This window comes from Sphingobium sp. Ant17, assembly GCF_000588875.1.
In the GTDB taxonomy this organism is placed as follows: domain Bacteria; phylum Pseudomonadota; class Alphaproteobacteria; order Sphingomonadales; family Sphingomonadaceae; genus Sphingobium.
The window spans coordinates 37546-58912 of sequence record NZ_JEMV01000031.1; the positions used below are offsets into that span (position 1 = coordinate 37546).

17 protein-coding genes and 5 pseudogenes are annotated in these 21367 nt (G+C 64.0%); 18 read left to right on the plus strand and 4 right to left on the minus strand.

What is annotated here, in order from left to right; translation table 11 throughout:
* The first annotated feature begins 186 nt into the window (after positions 1-186).
* From BF95_RS14645 to BF95_RS14660, 4 genes and pseudogenes are all read left to right on the plus strand, one after another.
* Positions 187-573 (plus strand): PH domain-containing protein, encoded by a 387-nt coding sequence (locus tag BF95_RS14645; RefSeq protein WP_043152142.1) that lies wholly within the window; start codon positions 187-189, stop codon positions 571-573.
* A 172-nt stretch (positions 574-745) separates the two neighbouring features.
* Positions 746-1429, plus strand: a complete 684-nt coding sequence (locus BF95_RS14650) for a hypothetical protein (RefSeq protein ID WP_200866974.1) — start codon at positions 746-748, stop codon at positions 1427-1429.
* A gap of 45 nt (positions 1430-1474) precedes the next feature.
* Positions 1475-2624: pseudogene (locus BF95_RS14655) on the plus strand (JmjC domain-containing protein).
* A gap of 5 nt (positions 2625-2629) precedes the next feature.
* Positions 2630-3172, plus strand: a complete 543-nt coding sequence (locus tag BF95_RS14660) for a pseudouridine synthase (RefSeq protein ID WP_043152165.1) — start codon at positions 2630-2632, stop codon at positions 3170-3172.
* Positions 3173-3190: 18 nt separating this feature from the next.
* On the opposite strand, the gene BF95_RS14665 is transcribed toward BF95_RS14660, so the two are convergent.
* Positions 3191-3469 carry an I78 family peptidase inhibitor gene (locus BF95_RS14665; RefSeq protein ID WP_043152144.1) on the minus strand — a complete coding sequence of 93 codons (279 nt, stop codon included), beginning with the start codon at positions 3467-3469 and terminating at the stop codon, positions 3191-3193.
* Positions 3470-3579: 110 nt separating this feature from the next.
* The gene (gene rnd, locus BF95_RS14670) at positions 3580-4746 is read right to left on the minus strand and encodes a ribonuclease D (RefSeq protein WP_043152145.1); all 1167 of its coding nucleotides are present in this window, start codon (positions 4744-4746) and stop codon (positions 3580-3582) included.
* Positions 4747-4875: 129 nt separating this feature from the next.
* Here rnd and aspS point away from each other — a divergent pair, with 129 nt between their 5' ends.
* From aspS to BF95_RS14695, 5 genes and pseudogenes are all read left to right on the plus strand, one after another.
* Entirely contained in the window at positions 4876-6660 is a 1785-nt protein-coding gene (gene aspS, locus BF95_RS14675; protein ID WP_043152147.1) for an aspartate--tRNA ligase, read from the plus strand.
* A gap of 36 nt (positions 6661-6696) precedes the next feature.
* The gene (locus BF95_RS14680) at positions 6697-7314 is read left to right on the plus strand and encodes a phosphatase PAP2 family protein (RefSeq protein ID WP_043152148.1); all 618 of its coding nucleotides are present in this window, start codon (positions 6697-6699) and stop codon (positions 7312-7314) included.
* Between the two features lie 38 nt (positions 7315-7352).
* A pseudogene (locus tag BF95_RS14685) lies at positions 7353-8134 on the plus strand (polyphosphate kinase 2 family protein).
* 91 nt (positions 8135-8225) lie between these two features.
* Entirely contained in the window at positions 8226-9506 is a 1281-nt protein-coding gene (locus BF95_RS14690; RefSeq protein WP_043152150.1) for a methyl-accepting chemotaxis protein, read from the plus strand.
* Positions 9507-9593: 87 nt separating this feature from the next.
* A complete protein-coding gene (locus tag BF95_RS14695; RefSeq protein WP_043152151.1) occupies positions 9594-9779 on the plus strand; it encodes a hypothetical protein in 186 nt (61 codons plus the stop codon).
* Between the two features lie 35 nt (positions 9780-9814).
* Here the strand turns inward: BF95_RS14695 and greB are convergent, their stop codons facing one another.
* Both greB and BF95_RS14705 read right to left on the minus strand, forming a co-directional pair.
* Positions 9815-10300 carry a transcription elongation factor GreB gene (greB, locus tag BF95_RS14700; RefSeq protein WP_043152152.1) on the minus strand — a complete coding sequence of 162 codons (486 nt, stop codon included), beginning with the start codon at positions 10298-10300 and terminating at the stop codon, positions 9815-9817.
* 74 nt (positions 10301-10374) lie between these two features.
* Positions 10375-12458, minus strand: a pseudogene (locus BF95_RS14705) (transglycosylase SLT domain-containing protein).
* A gap of 99 nt (positions 12459-12557) precedes the next feature.
* On the opposite strand from BF95_RS14705, the gene dapA reads away from it, so the two are divergent.
* The 9 genes and pseudogenes from dapA to BF95_RS14750 all read left to right on the plus strand — a co-directional run.
* Positions 12558-13436 (plus strand): 4-hydroxy-tetrahydrodipicolinate synthase, encoded by an 879-nt coding sequence (dapA, locus tag BF95_RS14710; protein ID WP_043152153.1) that lies wholly within the window; start codon positions 12558-12560, stop codon positions 13434-13436.
* Between the two features lie 180 nt (positions 13437-13616).
* Complete coding sequence (gene smpB / locus BF95_RS14715; RefSeq protein ID WP_043152154.1) at positions 13617-14099, plus strand: SsrA-binding protein SmpB; 483 nt, start codon at positions 13617-13619, stop codon at positions 14097-14099.
* On the plus strand, positions 14099-14692 hold the full coding sequence (locus tag BF95_RS14720) for a DUF2062 domain-containing protein (protein ID WP_043152155.1): 594 nt from the start codon (positions 14099-14101) through the stop codon (positions 14690-14692). Before smpB ends, BF95_RS14720 begins: the two co-directional genes overlap by 1 nt.
* A gap of 46 nt (positions 14693-14738) precedes the next feature.
* Positions 14739-17165 (plus strand): response regulator, encoded by a 2427-nt coding sequence (locus BF95_RS14725; RefSeq protein ID WP_051520036.1) that lies wholly within the window; start codon positions 14739-14741, stop codon positions 17163-17165.
* Positions 17166-17250: 85 nt separating this feature from the next.
* Entirely contained in the window at positions 17251-17610 is a 360-nt protein-coding gene (locus tag BF95_RS14730; RefSeq protein ID WP_043152156.1) for a response regulator, read from the plus strand.
* A 99-nt stretch (positions 17611-17709) separates the two neighbouring features.
* Positions 17710-18783: a recombinase RecA gene (gene recA / locus BF95_RS14735; RefSeq protein WP_043152158.1), complete on the plus strand. Its 1074-nt coding sequence runs from the start codon at positions 17710-17712 to the stop codon at positions 18781-18783.
* Between the two features lie 321 nt (positions 18784-19104).
* A pseudogene (locus BF95_RS14740) lies at positions 19105-19895 on the plus strand (transglutaminase-like domain-containing protein).
* Positions 19896-20002: 107 nt separating this feature from the next.
* Positions 20003-20808 (plus strand): annotated as a pseudogene (locus BF95_RS14745) (ImuA family protein).
* The coding region (locus BF95_RS14750) for a Y-family DNA polymerase (protein WP_443018372.1) at positions 20711-21367 on the plus strand (657 nt) is incomplete at its 3' end. The pseudogene BF95_RS14745 and the gene BF95_RS14750, both read left to right, overlap by 98 nt.

The following is a 21367-nucleotide window of genomic DNA, read 5'->3' on the forward strand; positions in this document are numbered from 1 at the left end:
GAACGTCCTCCTACAGCGTGAAGGCGTAAAGCTAGATATGCTAACAGCCTGTAAAGCCTGAGGGTAAAGGCGCGGGTTTTGCGACGGATCGAGCGCGCGCAGCCGGTCGCTAGCCCCAAGTGATGGCAACTTGACGCCTATGAGGCGGCGTGGTCAAACCACGCCGGTCCACGCGCGGGAGGCGGCATGAGCGATACTTGGCTGTACGACGAAAACCCCGCCATGTTCCGGGCGCACCCGCTATTGTTCACTGTATTGCTGCTTTCAGTAGTCGGTATCCTGGCAATCGCTGTGTGGTGGGTCATGCACAAGGGCGAGCGGCTGGCGCTGTCCGAACGGGAAGTGCTGCTGGAGCGCGGCCTGCTGTCCAAACAGCGGACTGAAGTGGCGCTGGGCAGCATCCGCAGCGTCCGTATCACGCAAAGCCTGGGCCAACGCCTCTTCGATGTGGGGCATGTCGAGATGTTCAGCGCGGGTGACGTAGCGGAAATTGCCATCAAGAACATGCCGCGTCCCGGCAGAATCCGGGCGCTGGCGGCGGCGCGCAACGTCGACCTTTTGCCGCAACGATAGACGTGATTGAACGACGCGCTTGACTTGGGCGCAAATATTCCAACGATAGCAACCACAAGGGAGCCGCATCAGAGCATCCCCGCAGGCAGGATGGACGCCAGAAGGGACCGCCGGTCGCATCATGCGGCACGGCGCTCAAAAAGGGGTGCTCTGCATGGTAGGCCTGCGCGTGATGCATTCATTGCCGGATTTGACGGCCGAGCAGCGCGCGGACATTCGTCAGGCGTGTGGTTTTGCCTGTGTGCGCTGCGGCGTTACCCTCTATCGGTATTTGGGAATGCCCGACGGGCCGGGCGCGACCTTGTTATGCCCGACCTGTCATGGCTTGGTCGAGGAAGGGCGATTGACGCCGACCCAGGTCCAGAGTTTCCATGCCAATCCTGTGGTGCGCCAGCGGCATTTCGCGCGCGATCGGCTGCCATTTTCGCCCGAACTGCCCCATCTCATCGTCGGCGGATCACGGGTGCTGCGCGATACGCCTATTCCGATCACGGTGGCGGGTGAACCGATCCTGGTCTTTGCCCCGCCCCGCCGGATCAATGGCGCGACTCGGATCAGCGTGCGGCTGGGCGGACCGGATGGCGAGCCCATTCAGGTGATCGACGGTAATGAATGGCTGCCGACCGATGGTAGCTGGCACTTCCTGCTGCGCGGGGACCGCTATTCGATGATGGCGGCGCGGGGCGATGGTCTGGCCGTGCTGCGTATCGTGGCCCGCAACCGCATTGCGGTGGAGCATTTGCGCACGACGATAAAGGGACGACGGCTGGAAGTGACTCCCGACTGGCTGGAGATTGACGGCAAGCGCTATATCGATCGGATCGGCAGCGGGACGCTTATCGGGCTGGAACTCTAGGCCGCCTTTTTTGACAGCGAGGGCGGATGAGGCCAAGGCTGCATGATGCAGTTTACCCATTTCGACATCGACCTGTTCCTGCGCAACCATTGGCAGAAGGCACCCCTGCTGATCCGCAATCCATGGAAGGATTGGCGCAATCCGCTGGAGCCGGACGAACTGGCCGGGCTGGCGTGCGAGGAGGGGGTTGAATCGCGCCTCATCATGGCCGCCGACGATCGGCTGGCAATGGAGAGCGGGCCGCTCCCCGAAACCCGTTTTGGCGATCTGGGGCGCGACCCCTGGACCTTGCTGGTGCAGGCAGTGGACCAGCATGTGCCCGACGTCGCGGCGCTGATCGCGCCCTTCCGCTTCGTGCCAGACTGGCGGATCGACGATGTGATGGTCAGCTATGCCAGCCACGGCGGCGGCGTGGGCGCGCATTTCGACCAATATGACGTGTTCCTGGTGCAGGGATTGGGGCGCAGGCGATGGCGGGTCGGCAGCGCTGTGATAGCGCGACGTCGCTCTTGCCGCACGACGACTTGCGCCTGATCGCCGATTTTCAGGCGACCGATGAATGGGTGCTGGAACCGGGCGATATTCTCTATGTCCCGCCCTGCTTCGCGCATGACGGCGTCGCGGTGGGCGATGATTGCATGACCTATTCCATCGGCTTCCGCGCGCTTCCCGCGCCGAACTGGTCGAACATTGGAGCGAACATCTGGTCGACGCGATGCCCGACGAGGATCGCTATGCGGACCCCGATCTGGCGCGGCAGGATCATCCCGGCGAAATCGCAGCCTCGGCGATCGACCGGCTGCATGGACTGGTACTGGAAGCCCTGAGCGACCGGACGGCCTTTGCCCGTTGGTTCGGCACCTATAGCAGCCAGCCCAAATATGCCGACACCGATTGGCAACCCGAAGAACCCGCTGACGTCAACATGGCCCGCGCGCTGATCGCGGCGCAGGTGCCGCTGTGCCGCAATCCCGCGAGCCGCTTCGCCTTCATAACGCAGGCGGACGACGCGGTGACCCTGTTCGTGGATGGGCAGAGTTTCGATTGCGTTGGCGATGGCGCGGTGTTGGCGCGGGCCTTGTGCGGCCGGGGTGATCTGATGGTCGATCCCGCACTGGCCGGGTCCGATACGGCGCTGACGCTGATCGCCGCGCTGATTGATCAGGGCAGCGTTGCCTTTGACGAGGGGGAGTGACGACGATGACGCTGATCCTGTTCAACAAACCCTTTAATGTCCTGTGCCAGTTCACCCCGGAGCCGAACGGCCCGGAGCGTCCGACGCTCAAAGATTATATCGATGTGCCGGGAGTCTATCCGGCCGGTCGGCTGGACACCGATAGCGAAGGATTGCTGCTGCTGACCGACGACGGGCGGTTGCAGGCGCGGATAGCCGACCCGCGCTTCAAGATGCCGAAGACCTATCTGGCGCAGGTGGAGGGCGAACCGGACGAGGCGGCGCTCGACACGCTGCGGCGCGGGGTGACGCTCAAGGACGGGCGGACCTTGCCCGCCGAGGTCGAGCGGATCGACGACCCAGCGCTGTGGCCGCGCGACCCGCCGGTGCGGTTCCGCAAGACGGTCAAAGATTGCTGGATCAGCCTGACCATCCGCGAGGGCAAGAACCGCCAGGTGCGCCGCATGACTGCGGCGGTGGGACATCCCACGCTCAGACTGGTGCGCTGGCGGATCGGGGACTGGACGCTTGAGGGCGTGGAACCAGGAACATGGCGGGACGCGGGCTGAAGCCAGCCCGCAAAGCCCTCACCCGCACCGTGCCGAGGTGATCAGCATCGCTTCGTCATAGCTGACCGTCAGGCGATCCGGGCGGAAGTCCATCGTCATCGCCATGCCGGGGCCACCCCAGCGCAAAGTCTTTGCGCCCGATGCCCGGAGCAGGGCGGTGCCGGTTTCGGCGCTGGCCTTCTGGCCCGTGAAGCGGGCGAGACTGTCATGGTTGCAGGAACCGTCCGCCGTGACGGGCGGGGTGGTCGCGCAAGCGGCGAGGGCAAGCGCGCTCGCAACGGACAGGATGTGGCGCATGATGTTTCTCTCCTAACGCATAATATCCGTTCGCCCTGAGCTTGTCGAAGGGCCACACTTCCTAAGAAGGACAGGGCTTCGACAGGCTCAGCCCGAACGGAGGTAGGGAATTATTCCGTCCGCGTCATCTTCAAGCGCCCGCCCTTGACCGCAAAAGCCAACCGCCCCTCGACCAGATCCACCGCATCGCGGCCAAATTGTTCGTAGCGCCAGCCTTCCAGGATCGACAGGCCGTCGCGCACGCCGGCCGCCAGCGCTTCGATATCGTCCGACCGTGCCAGCAGGCGGGAGGCGACATTGATATCGCGCGACCGGATCTTGAGCAGCAGCTTGAGCAAATCCGCAACCAGCGCGCCATCCTTGCCCAGGCCCGGACGACGCGGTTCGCGGTCGGGCATCTCGTCCTTGCCGAGCGGCTGGTGCTTGGCGATCGCGCTCATCAGCCGTGCGCCGATATCATTGGTGCGCCAGGTGGCGGAAAGGCCGCGCACCTTGCCCAGATCCTCCTGCGTGCGGGGCGGGTGGCTGGCGATATCGGCCAGCGTCTCATCCTTGACGATGCGACCGCGCGGCAAATTCTTGTCCTGCGCCTCGATCTCGCGCCAGGCAGCCAGCGCCTTCAACCGGCCCAGCACATCGGCCTTCTTGCTGGCGATGCGAACGCGCTTCCACGCGTCTTCGGGCAGGTTTTCATAGTTGGACGGATCGCTGATCCGCTCCATTTCCTGGTCCAGCCAGTCGCCACGCCCGGTCTTGCGCAATTCTTCCAGCATCTTGGGGAAGATCTGGATCAGGTAGGTGACGTCGCCGATCGCATAGTCGATCTGCCGTTTGTCGAGCGGACGGCGCGCCCAGTCGGTAAAGCGCGCGCCCTTGTCGAGTTGCACGCCCATCCACGCTTCGACCAGATTGCCATACCCAATCTGTTCGCCAAGGCCCAAGGCCATCGCCGCAATCTGGGTATCGAACATGGGGTGGGGGGTCTTGCCGGTCAGGTTGTGGACAATTTCTATGTCCTGCCCGCCTGCATGAAAGATCTTCAGCACATCCTCATTCTCGCACATCAGGTCGAGCAGGGGTTTGAGGTCGATGCCCGGTGCCATCGGGTCGATCGCGGCCGCCTCATGCGGGTCGGCAACCTGTACCAGGCAGAGTTCGGGCCAATAGCTGTTTTCGCGCATGAATTCGGTATCGACCGCGATGTAGGGGGATTTTGCGATACGGGCACAAAAATCGGCCAGGGTCTTGCTGTCGGTAATCAGCGGATGAATTTGCATATAGTCTTCGATCTTATTATGGGCAGGCCCGCTCCCTGGCGGGCTCGTCGCTAGTCGACGTTCCAGCCCATAACCCGGCTGCAACACTTTGTCATTTCCGTAAAACGAAGCTGAAAGAACCCAAACGCCATGCACGCCTATCGCACCCACACTTGCGGCGCCCTTCGTGAAGCCGATGTCGGCGCGACCGTCCGCCTGTCCGGCTGGGTCCATCGCAAGCGCGATCATGGCGGCGTATTGTTCGTCGATCTGCGCGATCATTATGGCATCAGCCAGGTGGTGGCGAAGGCGGACAGCGAAGCGTTGCGCGTGCTGGAAGGCCTACGGCTCGAATCGGTCGTCACGATCGATGGCACGGTCGTCGCGCGCGGCCCTGAAGCCACCAACCCGAAGATGGAAACCGGCGCGATCGAAATCGTCGCCGATAGCGTGACCGTGTTGTCCACCGCTGCCGAACTGCCGCTGCCGGTGGCGGGCGAGCAGGATTATCCCGAAGATATCCGCCTGCGCTACCGCTTCCTCGACCTGCGGCGCGAAACGCTGCACGGCAATATCGTCAAGCGGACGAAGATCATTTCCGACATGCGTCGTCGCATGGAGGACGCAGGCTTCACCGAATATTCGACGCCGATCCTGACCGCGTCCAGCCCCGAAGGCGCGCGCGACTTCCTGGTGCCGAGCCGCATTCATGCCGGCAAATTCTACGCCCTGCCGCAAGCGCCGCAGCAATATAAGCAGCTGTTGATGGTCGCGGGCTTCGACCGCTATTTCCAGATCGCCCCCTGCTTCCGCGACGAAGACCCGCGCGCCGACCGGCTGCCGGGCGAATTCTACCAGCTCGATCTCGAAATGAGCTTCGTCACGCAGGAAGAAGTATGGGACACGATGGAGCCGGTCATCGCCCAGATCTTCGAGAAGTTCGCCGACGGCAAGCCGGTGACGCCCGCAGGCAGCTTCCGCCGTATTCCCCATGCCGAGGCGCTGCTGAAATATGGCAGCGACAAGCCCGACCTGCGCAACCCGATCGAAATCACCGACGTGACCGAGCATTTCGTCGGTTCGGGCTTCGGCATCTTCGCCTCTCTGGTCGAGAGCGGCAGCGTCATTCGCGTGATCCCGGCACCGGGCGCGGGCGCGGGCAGCCGCAAATTCTTCGACGAAATGAATAATTGGGCGCGGGGCGAGGGCTATTCGGGCCTTGGCTATATCAACATCAAGGATGGCGTCCCCGGTGGCCCGATCGCCAAAAACCACGGCGAGGAAGCGACTGCCAAGCTGATCGCGGCGCTCGGCCTTGGCGCCAATGACGGCGTGTTCTTCGCGGCCGGCAAGGAATCGCAGGCGGCCAAACTCGCCGGTCTGGCGCGCACCCGCGTGGGCGAGACGCTGGACCTCATCGACAAGGACCGGTTCGACCTGTGCTGGATCGTCGATTTCCCCTTCTACGAATATGATGAGGACACAAAGTCGGTCGATTTCGCGCACAACCCCTTCTCCATGCCGCAGGGTGGCCTCGACGCGCTCAACAATCAGGATCCGCTGACGATCAACGCCTATCAGTACGACATGGTGTGCAACGGGTTCGAAATCGCATCGGGGTCGATCCGCAACCAGTCGCCGGAGCTGATGGTCAAGGCGTTCGAACTGGTCGGCCTCTCCAAGGACGACGTGGAAGAGCGTTTCGGCGGCCTCTATCGCGCCTTCCAATATGGCGCGCCACCGCATGGCGGCATGGCCGCTGGCGTCGATCGCATCGTGATGCTGCTGTGCGGCGCGCAGAATCTACGTGAAATCACGCTGTTCCCGATGAACCAGCGCGCCGAAGATCTGTTGATGGGCGCACCGTCCGCCGCTGAGTTCAAGCAGTTGCGTGAACTCCATGTCCGTGTGGTGGAGCCGCAAGCCAAGGGCTGACCCGGCTTTGTCATGCTCTGTGTCTAGGTGCGCTGCATGAAGACCCGCACGACCATGATCCGCCGCCCGCTGCTCCCCCTCTGCGCGATCGGCCTATTGCTGGGCCTGCTCAACTGGGTGATGCAGGAGCCGGTTCCGGGTGACGCGCTGCTGACGCGCGGCTTGCAGGCGCTGTTCGGGCATCAGCCCGGCTGGGCCAATATCATCACCAAGAGCGCGACCGAGCCATGGATGTGGGCGATGACGCTGGCGGTCGCCATCCTGCTCCACATCCTGCACGGCGCGCGCATGGCGCTCGCCGCGCCGATCAGCTTTGCCCTGGCGATCGCGGCCGACGGCCTGCTGCGCTTCTACCTCCATTCGCCCCGTCCGCTGGCCGCGTTAGTTGCAGTTGCCAAGCCTAGTCCTTCCTCCGGCCTGCCCTCGACCTATGGCTTGGTCACCGGCGCGACGATCGGCCTGCTGGCGATCGTCGCGCTGGCGGATCGGCGCGGCGTGGTGCGGGCGATCGGCTGGATCGCCATCGGCTGGATGGTCGCAGGCTGGGCGGCGCGGGTGACGATGGGCGGGCATTGGACCAGCCAGTTGCTGGCCAGCTATGCGCTGTCGGCGATCATGGCGCTCGGCGTCATCAGGCTGCTGCGCCGGGGTTGAGCCTCGACAGCTTGCCCATGCAGCGTCATGATGGCCGCATGACCATTACCCTGACCGACTATGAATCCGCGCCGAAATTCGATGGCGACTATGATGCGACGCTCGCCGCCTTGCAGGAGCGGCTCGCCAAGATCCAGGTCGCGCACATCCTGCACAAACGGCGCAGCGTGATCCTGCTGGAGGGCTGGGACGCGGCGGGCAAGGGCGGGATCATCAAGCGGCTATCGGCCGACTGGGATCCGCGCTTCTATCAGGTCCATCCCATTGCCGCGCCCAACGAAGTCGAGCGCGATCATCATTTCCTCTGGCGCTTCTGGACCCGGTTACCCGCCAGCGGCAATATCGCGATCTTCGACCGTAGCTGGTATGGCCGGGTGCTGGTCGAACGGGTTGAGGGCTTCGCCAAGAAGGCCGACTGGAAGCGCGGCTATGACGAGATCAATGCGTTCGAAAAGCAGCAGACCGATGCGGGCATGAACATCGTCAAATTGTTCGTCCACATCACCCAGGAAACACAGGATGAACAACTGGCGCAGCGGCTCGATACGCCATGGAAGCGGTGGAAGACCGGCGCGGACGACTACCGGAACCGCGCACGGCGGGACGACTATCTCGACGCGATGCACGCGATGTTCAAGAAGACCGATACCAAACATGCCCCGTGGCACGTCATCGACAATAATCATCGCAAGACCGGACGGATCGCGGCATTGACCTATGTCGCTGAGCGGCTGGAGCAACTCGTGCCGATGGACTTTCCGGCGCGGATCCGGCGGTCGTGACGCTGGCGGAACAAGCCTTTGGCTATCGCCCGGCATAATCATGGTAAAAGGCTGCAAATACAAGGGTTTGTAACATTATTGTCATAATTCCCTAACCCCCTGTTTACCATTGGCGGTTAACACGCGCACATGCTTGCCGTTCGCTTCCCTTTGTCTGATACCAGTCCTATCATAAGGCTGGGCCGTCCGCTCAGCGAGGCCGTGGATTGTTTTCAGGACGATTCCGGTCTGCGGCTGCTGCCGGTGCTGGACGATGTCGATCGGCCGGTGGGTGCGATTTACGAACGCGACATGCGGCGCATCCTGTTCAATCCCTTCGGTCATGCGCTGCTGCGCAATCCCAGTTTCGGCGGACGACTGGACGATCATGTCCGACCCTGCGCCACGGTCGAACGCAGCGCCGACGTGGAGCGCATGGTCGATCTTTATGCCGCGCAGGGCAGCGGGTGCGAAGGGCTGATCCTGGTCGAGGGCGGGCGCTATGCCGGCGTGCTGGGCGGGCCGTTGCTGCTGCGTCTGACGGCAGAGCGCGATGCCCGGATTGCACTGGCGCGCACCGAACGGGTCGAGCGAATATCACGGGAAAGTGCGGGCTTTCGCGAGGATATCGGTGCTTTGATTGCCGATATGGTGGCCATGGCCGAACAATTGTCGGTACTGGCCGCGCAGGTCTCCGATCGGGCGACCGGCGACCGCGCCGATTCGGCGGCGATGGCGGTGGCGGCGGTGCAGACCGCCGATCGGCTCGCCGCGCTGCAAAGCGGGGGCGTCGAACTGGGTCAGTTGTTCGCCGCCATGGAGGCTGAAGCGCGCGATGCGGGGGCCGCCATGCGCGAGGCAGCGGTGCGCAGCCGCTCCGGCCTGGTGCAGAGCACGGCATTGCGAGATGAAGCCGACGGCATTGGCGAGGTGGTCGCATTGATTGACGCGATTGCCGGCGCCACCGCGATGTTGGCGCTTAATGCGGGCATAGAGGCGGCGCGCGCGGGCGAGGCGGGGCAGGGCTTTGCCGTGGTCGCGCGCGAAGTGAAATCGCTGGCGACGCAAACGCGTGCGGCAGCGGCAGGCATTGGCGAGCGGATAGACCATATCCGTGCGGCAGTGGGAGAGGTTGCGGCGGGCCACGCCACTATCGACGATGCCATGACTCGCGCCAGCGGATTGTCCACCGCCTTGTTCGACGCAATGGCGCGGCAGGGCGTATTCAGCCGGACGATCGCCGACAGCGTGGCCGAAGCGGGATCGTCCAGCGATCATATACGGGCTGGTGCCCAGGCGATCAGCGACAATGCATTGGCGACAGCGCAGGGCGCACAGGAAATGCGTGCGGTGGCCCGCCGGCTGGCGGACGAAGCGCACCGGTTGGAGGCGCGGGCGGGCGGTTTCATCGCGGAAATCCGTGCGGCGTGACGCGCTGAACGGGGGCACCGCATAAAGCCTCTGGCGCGGGGCAAAAATCGCGATAGGCTGTGGCTCCATAAAAAAGGAGAGGAAGCCATGCTCGTCATGTTCGTGGGTACGGACCGCACTGAAACGGCCGTCAATGCGTCACAGGTCACCTTTGTCTCGTCGGTCAATGACGGCACCCGCATCCGCTTCGGCGAAGGCCGTAGCGTGACGGTGACAGAACCGATCGCCGAAGTGCTGGAAAGCCTCAACAGATCGCTGCGCCCGCACGAATAGGGGGCATCCGCATATCGGCCGGGGGATGAACGTCGTCACCCCGGATAGCGGATCGCCATCACTTCATATTCCTTCTCGCCCGAGGGCAGCACGACGCGGCGCAGGTCGCCTATGGCGGCACCGCGTAGGGCGCGGGCAATGGGGGAGGACCAGCCGATGCGGCCTGCATCGACGTCGGTTTCGTCATTGCCGACCAACGTGATGGTGCGGTGCGCGTCATCCTCGTCGGCGATGGTGACGGTCGCGCCGAAATAGACGCGGCTCTGGTCGGGCTGCTGCCGGGCATCGACGACCTTGGCGTCCTTCATCTTCTTCGACAGGCGCTTTAACTGCCCGTCAATCTCACGCATCCGCTTGCGGCCATACAGATAGTCGCCATTTTCGGACCGGTCGCCATTGCCCGCCGCCCAACTCACCACCTCGACCACCGCCGGACGCTCGACGCCCAGCAGATGGTCATATTCGGCACGTAATTTCGCAAAGCCTTCAGGCGAGATATAGTTGGGATAGGGGATGGTCATGCCGCCATCCTAGCCTCGCCCATCGTCCTCGTCATCCCGGATCAATTCGGGATGACGAGTGACAAGACGGGATGTCAGCCCGGCGTCTGTTTGCCCAGATAGCGGCTCAATACCGCGCTGGTCCCCCGGAATCGTGCCCGCTCCGGGTTCATCGCTTCATAGACCACCGCATTTTCCAGCACCCGTTGCACATAGTTGCGGGTCTCGAAAATGGGGATCTGCTCGATCCAGCGGAGCATGTCGGCACCGGGCAGGCGCGGATCGCCATTGGCGCGGATCCATTTGTTCACATTGCCCGGCCCGGCATTATAGGCTGCCACGGCCAGCGGATAGGCACCGCCATAATAGCTGAGCATCCGCTGAAAATAGCCCGATCCCAGCATGATATTATAGCTGGGGTCGTTGAGTGAGGCGGGGTTGTAGCCCATGCCCATCTTGCCGGCCTGTTCGCGCGCCGTGCCGGGCATCAACTGCATCAGGCCGCGGCGCCCGCATGGCTGACGATCTGCTTGTCGAACTGGCTTTCCTGCCGGGCGATCGCATGGATCATGGTCCAGCTATGCTGCGCCTGCGCTGGTACGGGCACACGCGGGAAAGCGGTGGCCCCATAGCCGGTCAGGCCGCTCGATACGGCGCGACGCCCGACCATGACGCTCATGTCGGGGCGACCGATATTCTGTGCGAGTTGCCCGGCCAGAATATGATCGACGTCAGTGTCGGCGCTGTTGGCGATGGCGCGGGCGAAGACACCCTGGTCCTGCCAATAGCCCATCTGTCCCAGCGCCTTGACCGCGCGAACGACCGAGCGGGAGTCGAAAGCGGCGCGGTCGGCGGCGGATATCTGCACCGGCCGTTCGGCGGCTGGCGGAGGCGGGATCGGACGGCCCAGCCGTTCAAGCGACAATTGCCCGTAAAACTGATCGGGATAGATGCCTGCCTGGCCGAAATAGCTGTTGGCAGTGGCAGCGTCGCCTGCCTGCAGCGCGGCGCGCCCGGCCCAATAATAGCCTTTCGACTTGGTCTGGGGCGACTTGGCGGCGTCGGCATAGCGGCGGAACATCGTCATCGCGTCGGCGGGGCGATTGAGATTGTAGAAGGCCGTCGTGCCCGCCAGCCAGGCCAGGCTGGTATAGTCGTCGCGCACGCCCAGCGGCTGATCGCTCACATCAATGCCGGGCGGCACTGCGTCGTCGATCTTGCTGGCGATGCCATAGGCAAAGCTCCACTGGCTGTCATTGGCCGCCGCGCGCGCCTGACCCAACAGCACTTCATAGAATTTCTCGGCATCGGTCGGACGGTAGGTGAGGGACGTGCGGTTCGCCAGATATTGGCGCGCCGCAACCCAGTTGCCGGTGTCGCGCAGCCATGCGGCCTTATCGGCGACAAACCCAGCATCACTGGCGCCAACCGCTTCGGCCGCCTGCATGAGCATGGCCGCGTCGCTGCTCTTGCGGCGAAAAGCGATGCGCACCTGATAGACCGGACGGCGGGCGGGGCTGACATAGGCCAATATCCGCTCCGCGCCGCTGACATCATTGCCCCAGAGCAACTTGTCGGCGCGCAGATCATGGTCGGCTGCGGTCAGGCCAGTGCCGAACAGGGACAGCAGCCGCGCTTCGTCGGCGGCGCTGAGCGATCCACCGATCCAGGCATTGCGCGCCGCGATCCGCGCCTCGTCCATCCGGCCGACCTGCATCAGCGCGGTGGCATTGCGGGCGTGGCCGATCGCCGTGCGCGCCGGGAAGCGCGCGAAGAAGGCGGTCACCTGCCGCGGATCATAGCTGTCGGGATTGATCCCGGTTTCAGCGAGCCGCCGCATCCGGTCCTCGCCCGGCCAGCCGGGATTGGTGGTGATGAAACTGGCATAGGTGGAAAAGCCCAGGCCATCGCTCTGCTGGAGCGCGCGCCACTGGCTGATCGTTGCGGTGATGGCCCCGTCGCTCGGCTGACCGACGCGGCCGGCGACCTGGTTCCAGGGGCTGGGGCCGCTGTCGGCCTTGGGGAGCGGCTGGACCACCGCGCCGGGTGGGAATGGGGACGGCGCAGAGGGCTGTCCCTCGGTCTGGGCGCTGGCACCGGCGGTGAACAGCAAAAGGGCAATAAGGGGCATGCGAATCAGGGTACTTTCGACAGGAGGGGACGTCGACATGCTGGACATAATCGCAATTGCATCCTTATCAGGCCCTGAATGACGCGCTATAGCGCGCCGCTTGCCTGATCATGCCCCGGCCGCCCGGAGAATTGAAGGAGTTAAATCATGTTTTCCGGCTCAATTCCGGCTCTGGTGACCCCGTTTCGCGATGGACGGGTGGATGAGGGGGCGTTTCGGGCGCTGGTCGACTGGCAGATTGCGGAAGGATCGAGCGCGCTCGTACCCTGCGGCACCACCGGCGAAAGTGCAACCATGACGGTCGAAGAGCATAATCGCGTCATCGCGATCTGCGTCGATCAGGCGGCCGGGCGCGTGCCGGTGATCGCGGGCTGCGGCTCCAACGACACGCGCATCGCACTCGACCATATGTATGCCGCGCAGGGGGCGGGGGCCGATGCCGCGCTGGTGGTCGCGCCCTACTATAACAAGCCCAATCAGGATGGCGTCTATCAGCATTTCGCCTATCTCGCCGAACGCTGCGCGCTGCCGATCGTGCTGTATAATGTCCCCAGCCGCACCATCACCGACATCGGTGTGCCGGTGATCCATCGTTTGTCCGAAGAATTTCAGACGATCGTGGGGATCAAGGATGCCACCGGCAATCTGGGGCGGGTGACCGCGCAGCGGCTCGCCTGCCGCCCGGATTTCTGCCAATTGTCGGGTAATGACGAAACCGCGCTGGGCTTCAACGCCATGGGCGGCAAGGGGTGCATCTCGGTGACCGCCAATGTCGCGCCGCGCCTGTGCGCCGATTTCCAGGCGGCTTGCGCCGCGCATGATTGGGATGGTGCCTTGGCGTTGCAGGATCGTCTCTATCCCTTGCATGATGCTCTGTTCAGCGATTCTTCACCTGGCCCGGTCAAATATGCGCTTACACGTATTCGGCCCGACATGCCTGGCGACGTCCGCCTGCCGATCACCTGGCCGTCGGAATCGAGCCGGTCGGCGGTCGATCGCGCGCTGGAGATTGCGGGACTGGTTTAAGGATTTGGTTATTGCCCGTGCATACCCCATCTTCCGTTCGTCCTGAGTAGGCATTGAGCTTGTCGAAATGCCGTATCGAAGGACTGAGTGGCGTGCCAATGCTTCGATACGGAGCTTCGCCTTCGCTCAGCCCCTACTCAGCACGAACGGCAGTTTAGATATTTGGTGTTAGATTAATTTATGGCCCGCCCGCGTCCCGTCACGTTCGACAAGAAGAAGATCGTCGCCGAAAACCGGCGCGCACGGTTCGATTATTTTATCGAGGATGTGTTCGAAGCGGGCATCGCCCTGCAGGGCACCGAGGTGAAGGCGCTGCGCGGTGGCGAAGGGTCGATCGCGGAAAGCTATGCCGAGGTGAAGGGCAATCAGGTGTTCCTCGTCAACAGCAACATCCCCGAATATAGCCATGGCAACCGCGAAAACCACGAACCCAAGCGCCCCCGCAAGCTGCTGCTGCACGAGCGTGAGATTCACAAGATGCACAGCGCCGTGTCCCGCCAGGGCATGACGCTGGTGCCATTGATGGTCTATTTCAACAGCCAGGGCCGCGCCAAGATCGAACTGGCGCTGGCCAAGGGCAAGAAGGACCATGACAAGCGCGACACCATCAAGGAACGCGACTGGAAGCGCGATCAGCAGCGCATCATGCGGGACAGGGGCTGATGGACAATCGCTTCAGCCGCTGGTGGCATGCCAATGCCCCGACCCGCGAGTCGCTGGAGCATAACAAGTTTCTGGCCCCGGTCGCGCACCGGGTGCTGGAACCCTCGCTATGGCGCTTCACCCGCCGTTCGGTGCCGCGCGGGGTAGCACTCGGCCTGCTGGTCGGAATCTTCCTGCTGATCCCCGGCATCCAGATTGCCGGGGCAGCGCTGCTGGCGCTGCCGTTTCGCGCCAATATCCCGGTTGCGGCCGCCATGACCTTCCTGTCCAATCCGGCGACGACGCCGCTCATCCTGTGGCTGTCGGTCTATATCGGCAATTGGATGCTGGGGCGCAGCGCCGATGCTTCGGGCTTCATGACGCTGGTCGATGACCATGCGACGATTGGTCAATGGACCGCCTGGCTGGTGTCGGAGGCTGCGCCTGCGATGCTGCTGGGGCTGGCGATCATTTCCGTTGTCGCCGCGATCGTCGGCTATGTCGTGGCCGACCGGTTCTGGCGTCATCGCATGGGGCGCAAATGGCAGGCGCGCAAATTGAGGATTGGCAAGGTCCACGAAAGCAGCGCAAAGGAAGAAATCGCGCCGGTTTGAACCAGCGCGGCACGGGGCCAAGTGTGGCGCAGGGGGAAGGCCGACCATGGCCGCAAGACTGAACAAGGATGGAGAAGCGTGGCTGACGCAGCCATCCTCGCGTCTCGCGCTGCCGCTGTTGCTGCTGGCGGCCTCCCTCTCGGCCGCGCTGGTTTTCTATGCGATCGGGCATGCCGCGCTGGCGGCCGGGTTCGCTGCGACCCTGCTCGTCATCGCCGCGCTGATGGCCTGGGCGCGCCGCCTCTATCCGGCGCATGTGGTGGCTGGCGAAGCAACGCCTGACTGGACCGTGGCGCGCGCGGCGGCCGACGCTTCCAGCATGGCGATCGCCGTCACGGATCGCGCGGGCCGGTTGGTGTGCGCCAGCGACTTGTTCGGGCAATGGTTCCCCGGCTACCCCACCCCGCCCGGCGTCACCGGCGAAGCGGCGTTAACCGAAAGCCTGTCGCTCGCTGCGCGCGCTGCCTGGCGCGATGGCGATGCCCGAGTCGAGGGAGTGGCGACGCAGGGCGCGCTCCGGCTCGACATTGACATTGCCCGCACCGGCCGTGCGGAGGATTATCTGCTCTGGCGCTTCACCCCGGTCCGCCAGCCAAGCGCGCTGGACGATGTCCATCGCCTGCTGTCCGGCGAAGCGGGCCGCCAATTGGGTGAAGCGGGCGTGATGGCGGTCATGATCGGCGGCGAAGGGCGCATTCGCGCTGCCAATGGTGCCTTCCTGCTTCGCGCGGCAGGGCGCATCGACGCCAATATCATCGGCCGCGATTTTGCCACGCACATGCGGGTCGATGACAAGGCGCGGCTGTTTCTGGCGCGCGAGGAACAGGGCGGGCTGCCGCTCCGTCTGCTGCAGGTGCCGTTGAAGCGCGCGATCCAGGCCAATGGCGCGCAGGGTTCAGCGCAGGACGGCCCGATGCTGCTGCTGCTGATCGACGAACCGGCCGGCGGCGGCGGCACCTCGGCGCTGTCCTATATCGAAACGCTGTTGTCGCTGCTGCCGTTCGGCCTCGCCATGGCGGATCGCGACGGACGGGTGCTGTTCGTCAATAATGCCTTTGCGCGGGTGGTGGGCCTAAAGCCCGGCGAAACGCCCAGCTATCCCGGCGATCTGGTGGTGCGGGAAGATCAGGCGGCGGTCGCCGATGCGGTGCGGCGCTTTGCCGTCGGCCCGCAAATGTCGGGCGACATCGCGGTGCGGATGCGCGACCAGCCCGACGAACCGGTGGCGCTCAGCCTGGCGGGCGTGCGCGGCTTGGGCGAAGCGGCGGTGCTGCTCAGCCTCAAGGACAATAGCGAGGAGAGCAAGCTCAAGCGGCAGGTGGCGCAGGCGACCAAGATGCAGGCGATCGGCCAGTTGGCGGGCGGCGTCGCGCATGATTTCAACAATATCCTGACCGCCATCATCGGCCATTGCGACCTGATGCTGATGCGCCATGCGCCGGGCGACAGCGATTATGACGACCTTCAGCAGATCAAGTCGAACAGCAACCGGGCGGCGGGCCTGACCCGGCAATTGCTCGCCTTCTCGCGCCAGCAGACGTTACGGCCGCAAATCCTGCAATTGCCCGATATCGTCGCCGACGTGTCCAACCTGCTCAAACGCCTGCTCGGCGAAAATGTGAAGCTGGAGGTCAATCACGGCCGTAATCTTGGCGCCGTCCGCGCCGATCCCGGCCAGATGGAGCAGGTGATCGTCAACCTGGCCGTCAACGCGCGTGATGCCATGCCCGAAGGCGGCACGCTCAACATCCAGACCTATGCCGTGCCCGCGATCAAGGTGCGCGAGATGCGCCAGCAGATCCTGCCTGCGGGCGACTATAGCGCGCTGCGCGTGTCGGATACGGGCCTTGGCATCCCGCCCGATATCTTGGCCAAGATTTTCGAGCCCTTCTTTACCACCAAGGAACTGGGCAAGGGCACAGGCCTCGGCCTCTCCACCGTCTATGGCATCGTCAAACAATCGGGCGGCTATATCTTCGCCGAATCTGACCTCGGACGTGGGGCGAGCTTCGTCATTTATCTGCCGGTCTATGCCGGGGCCGATGCGCAGATCGTTGCGCCGGTGAAAGCGCCGGTCAAGCGTACCGAGACATGGGGCACTGGCACGATCCTGTTGGTGGAGGATGAGGATATGGTGCGCGCCGTCGCCGAGCGCGCGCTGACACGGCAGGGCTATACCGTGCTGACTGCCAATGATGGGGAACAGGGGCTCGAAGTGCTCGCGACGTCCGATCAGATCGACCTGCTTATTTCGGACGTAGTGATGCCCAATATGGACGGCCCGTCGATGGTCGCGCGCGCACGGCATGCCCGACCTGACCTGCCGGTACTGTTCATGTCGGGCTATGCCGAGGAGCAGTTGCGCAAATCGATCGATATCCCCAACGTGGCCTTCCTGCCCAAGCCCTTCTCGGTCAGCCAGTTGGCGGAAGCCGCCCGCGATGCGATGGGGGGCAATCCGCCAACCGATTGAGCTTGCGTCGATTGAGGCAATTATGCTGGGCAAGCTGTCAACGATACGGTAGCGGACGAGTATCGAAAACAGGGGACGGCCACGCATGACTGAAGGCAAGAGCATTTTGATCGTCGAGGATGAAGCGATGATCGGGATGATGCTGGAAGATTATCTCGACGCATTAGGGTATCGGTTGCATGCAGTGGCCGCCAGCGTTGACGAAGCCTGCGCCCATGCGCGCGAAGGCGGATTCGATGCGGCCCTGGTCGATTGCAATCTCCATGGCGAAAAAAGCTGGCCGGTCGCTGACCTGTTGGCGCAGCAGGCTATACCTTTCGTCTTCGCGACGGGCGGGATGGCTGACGACCTGCCGCCGACCCATGCGGATCGGCCAACGCTCGCCAAGCCCTTCACCATCGGCGCGGTCGAGCGCGCTTTGGGCAAGATTCTGAGCGGGGAATAGGAAATTTCCGTTCTCCACTTGTTCTTATAGAACAAACCAGATACATCATGGCCAAGACGCCGACCGAGTCGGCGGCTCCGCTTGACAGGAGATTGGCTGATGACCGCAATGCTATCCCTCATCGATTCCAAGAAGAACGGGACTATGGACAGACAGAAAGCATTGGACGCGGCGCTGGCGCAGATCGACCGCGCCTTCGGCAAGGGCAGCGCGATGAAGCTGGGGTCGCGCGAGAAGCTGGAGATCGAGGCGATCTCGACTGGCTCGCTTGGTCTCGACATTGCGCTTGGCATTGGCGGTCTGCCCAAGGGGCGGATCATCGAGATTTACGGGCCGGAAAGTTCGGGCAAGACCACGCTGGCGCTGCACGCCATCGCCGAAGCCCAGAAGATCGGCGGAACGGCGGCGTTTGTCGACGCCGAACATGCCCTTGATCCAGGCTATGCCAAGAAGCTCGGCGTCAACATCGATGAACTGATCGTGTCGCAGCCCGACACGGGTGAGCAGGCGCTCGAAATCGTCGATACGCTGGTGCGCTCCAACGCTATCGACATTCTGGTGATCGATTCGGTCGCGGCGCTGGTGCCGCGTGCAGAGATCGAGGGTGAGATGGGCGACAGCCATGTCGGCCTGCAGGCGCGGCTGATGAGCCAGGCGCTGCGCAAGCTGACCGGCTCGATCTCGCGCTCCAAATGCATGGTCATCTTCATCAACCAGGTGCGGATGAAGATCGGCGTGATGTACGGCAACCCGGAAACCACGACCGGCGGCAATGCGCTCAAATTCTATGCCTCGGTCCGTCTCGACATTCGTCGCACTGGCCAGATCAAGGATCGCGACGATATCGTCGGCAACGCAACGCGCGTGAAAGTGGTCAAGAACAAGGTCGCACCGCCCTTCAAACAGGTCGAATTCGACATCATGTATGGCGAAGGCATCTCCAAGATCGGCGAGATTCTGGATCTGGGCGTTAAGGCCGGCATTGTCGAGAAATCGGGTGCCTGGTTCTCCTACGATTCGATCCGCATCGGCCAGGGTCGCGAAAATTCCAAGACCTTCCTCAAGGGCAATCCCGAACTGGCTGACAAGCTGGAAAAGGCGATCCGCGGCAAGACCGAAGCGGTGGCCGAAGCCCTGATGACCGGACCCGAAGCGGATGACGACGACGAATAAAGGCTGCCCTCGTCGTCCGGCCGGATCAGCTGGACGATATGGCCTGGCTCGCTCGCGCTTTTGCTTCACGCACTGAAAAGGCCCGTCCCGTGGTGGGGCGGGCCTTTTACCGTGGCGCTCCCGGTGGGTGGGTTCTTCTTTCCGATAGGATCAGCCGGGCGCAAGAATATGTCGAAATGTGCGGGAAAAGTGCGAAGTTAAGCGCCTGCCACCATCACCCTTGCCTTGTGCCTGCGGGTTCGCGATGCTGCTTTTGGAGCATGCGGGCCCGGACTCCTTATCCGCGCGTTTGGCGCATATTCCCTGACAGAAAGGCATCCCATGCGCGTCGCGATCGAAGCGATACTGGACTATGATTTCGCCCAGCCAACCGACGTGCTCCTGGCGGTGGAGGCCGCCGCGATGCCCGACCAGCGCATCGTCGAACAGTCCCATATCATTCAGAATGCCGGTCCCTTGACCAACAAGGTCGGGGGCAGCGGCGTTGGTCGTCGCACCTGGACCCGCACCGGCACCGGCCGGATGGTCAGCACCTTCCGCGCGACTGTTGAGGTGGAGCGCCCGACCGTGGACCTCGCCGCCCTTAATAAAAGTCCATTGCCCAGCCTGCCCGAAGAGGTGCTGCCCTTCATCTGGCCGAGCCGCTATTGCGAGGCGGACCGGTTCGTCAGCTTCGTCTGCGGCCATTTTCCCGACCTGGAGGGCGGCGCATTGGTGCAGGCGCTGGTCCAATGGGTGAACGAGAATCTGGTCTATGTCTCCGGTAGCTCCGACGCCACCACCACCGCCGCCGACACCTTCGTCGCACAGCAGGGCGTCTGCCGCGACTTCGCTCATCTGACCGCCGCCCTCATTCGCTCGCGCGATATTCCCGCGCGGCTGGTGTCGGTCTATGCCCTCGGCCTTGAACCGCCGGACTTTCATGCCGTGGTCGAGGTCTGGCTTGATGGAGCCTGGCATCTGGTCGATTCGACGGGTCTTGCGCCGGTTGAAACCATGGTCCGTATCGCCGTCGGGCGCGACGCCACCGACATCGCTTCATGACCATCTTCGGCGGCGGTCAGATGAACGCCCAATCGATCAGCGTCACGCAGGTCGAAGCCGAATCATAAGTCCAGCGGGGCGGCGTGGCCGCCGCCCCATTTCCACTCCACCTATCGCTCCCACATTGACAGACACAGCGCTTGCCCCGAAAAAGAACATAAAGGGAACAAGTGGAATGGCCGAGTCGATTCACAGTCTCGCCGCGCTCAAGCGGCATATCGCCACGCTGGACCGCGCACCAGCGGCCGAAGCCTCGCCGCGCTTTACCTGTGGCCCGGCGGTGATGGATGCCGCGCTGGGCGGGGGCTTGCGCAGGGGCGGGTGCATGAGATTTTCGCCAGCGTCGAAGAGGAAGGTGCCGCCGCCGGGCTGGCCCTGCTCTGGGCACGGCAAGCAGGCGGCGACGCGCCGTTACTATGGCTGCGTAGCGCCGCCGCTATACGGGTGGCGGGTGCGCCCTATGGGCCGGGTCTGGCGGCGCTGGGACTTGACCCGCAACGGTTGCTCATCGGCATGATGGCCGACGACGCGATGCTGCTGCGCGCTGCGGTGGATGCGCTGCGCTGCCCGGCCCTGGGTGCGTTGTTGATCGATTTGCGCGGCCCTGCGTCCTTGCTCGACCTGACCGCCAGCCGCCGACTGGCGCTGGCGGCGGAAACATCGGGCGTGACCGCGCTGCTGCTGCGGATCGGCGGTGATCCGATGCCCAGCGCGGCCGAAACGCGCTGGCGCGTGGCGGCGGCGCCCTCCGTCCCGCTGCCGGGCCAGGCACCGGGCCAAAGCGCCTTCGACGTCACCCTGCTGCGTCGCCGGGCAGGGCCGGATGGCATGATGTGGCGACTAAGCTGGGACAGCCACAAGGGTAAATTTGGAGACGCGGCTGATGAACGCCATGACGATGACGACAGCCGTGACACGCCGCTATCTGGCGCTGCATTTCCCCTTCCTGGCGTTGGACCGGCTGCGGGTCGCGCGGCCTGACCAATGGGCGGCGGGCGGCAATGGCCCGGCGGTCATCGTCGAACCCGTGCGCGGCGCAATGCGGCTGGCGAGCGTCGATGCCGACGGGCTGGCGATCGGCTTGCTGCCGGCCATGACCCTGGCCGACGCGCGCGCGCGCGAGCCGGACCTGCGCGTGTTCGACGCCCAGCCCCATGCCGACCAGGACTGGCTCGAACGGCTGTGCGATGGCTGCGGGCGTTATACCCCCAATGCCGCACTCGATGGTCCCGATGGGCTGATGCTCGATATCAGCGGGTGTGACCATCTATGGGGTGGGGAAGAAGCACTGGCGCGCGATGCGGCCGACCGGCTGGAGCGCTACGGCATGCGGGTGCGCCACGCGATCGCCGCCAGTCCTGAGGCGGCTCACGCGCTTGCCCGCTTCCCTGTCCCGCCTGCGCCGGACGAAGCGGCAACAATCCGCCGCCTGCCGGTGGAGGCGCTGCGGCTGGAGGAGGAAAGCGCGGTCGCGCTGCGCCGGGCGGGCCTGCGGACGGTCGGTGACCTTGCCGCTCGACCCGCCGCGACGCTGGCGGCG

Coding starts and splice junctions, on each gene's coding strand:
- BF95_RS14645 (WP_043152142.1), top strand. CDS start 187: ATGAGCGATACTTGGCTGTACGACGAAAACCCCGCCATGTTCCGGGCG.
- aspS (WP_043152147.1), top strand. CDS start 4,876: ATGCACGCCTATCGCACCCACACTTGCGGCGCCCTTCGTGAAGCCGAT.
- recA (WP_043152158.1), top strand. CDS start 17,710: ATGACCGCAATGCTATCCCTCATCGATTCCAAGAAGAACGGGACTATG.
- BF95_RS14660 (WP_043152165.1), top strand. CDS start 2,630: ATGACGCTGATCCTGTTCAACAAACCCTTTAATGTCCTGTGCCAGTTC.
- greB (WP_043152152.1), bottom strand. CDS start 10,300: ATGACCATCCCCTATCCCAACTATATCTCGCCTGAAGGCTTTGCGAAA.
- BF95_RS14690 (WP_043152150.1), top strand. CDS start 8,226: ATGCTTGCCGTTCGCTTCCCTTTGTCTGATACCAGTCCTATCATAAGG.
- BF95_RS14725 (WP_051520036.1), top strand. CDS start 14,739: ATGGCCGCAAGACTGAACAAGGATGGAGAAGCGTGGCTGACGCAGCCA.
- BF95_RS14650 (WP_200866974.1), top strand. CDS start 746: ATGCATTCATTGCCGGATTTGACGGCCGAGCAGCGCGCGGACATTCGT.
- BF95_RS14680 (WP_043152148.1), top strand. CDS start 6,697: ATGAAGACCCGCACGACCATGATCCGCCGCCCGCTGCTCCCCCTCTGC.
- smpB (WP_043152154.1), top strand. CDS start 13,617: ATGGCCCGCCCGCGTCCCGTCACGTTCGACAAGAAGAAGATCGTCGCC.
- BF95_RS14665 (WP_043152144.1), bottom strand. CDS start 3,469: ATGCGCCACATCCTGTCCGTTGCGAGCGCGCTTGCCCTCGCCGCTTGC.
- BF95_RS14695 (WP_043152151.1), top strand. CDS start 9,594: ATGCTCGTCATGTTCGTGGGTACGGACCGCACTGAAACGGCCGTCAAT.
- BF95_RS14720 (WP_043152155.1), top strand. CDS start 14,099: ATGGACAATCGCTTCAGCCGCTGGTGGCATGCCAATGCCCCGACCCGC.
- dapA (WP_043152153.1), top strand. CDS start 12,558: ATGTTTTCCGGCTCAATTCCGGCTCTGGTGACCCCGTTTCGCGATGGA.
- BF95_RS14730 (WP_043152156.1), top strand. CDS start 17,251: ATGACTGAAGGCAAGAGCATTTTGATCGTCGAGGATGAAGCGATGATC.
- rnd (WP_043152145.1), bottom strand. CDS start 4,746: ATGCAAATTCATCCGCTGATTACCGACAGCAAGACCCTGGCCGATTTT.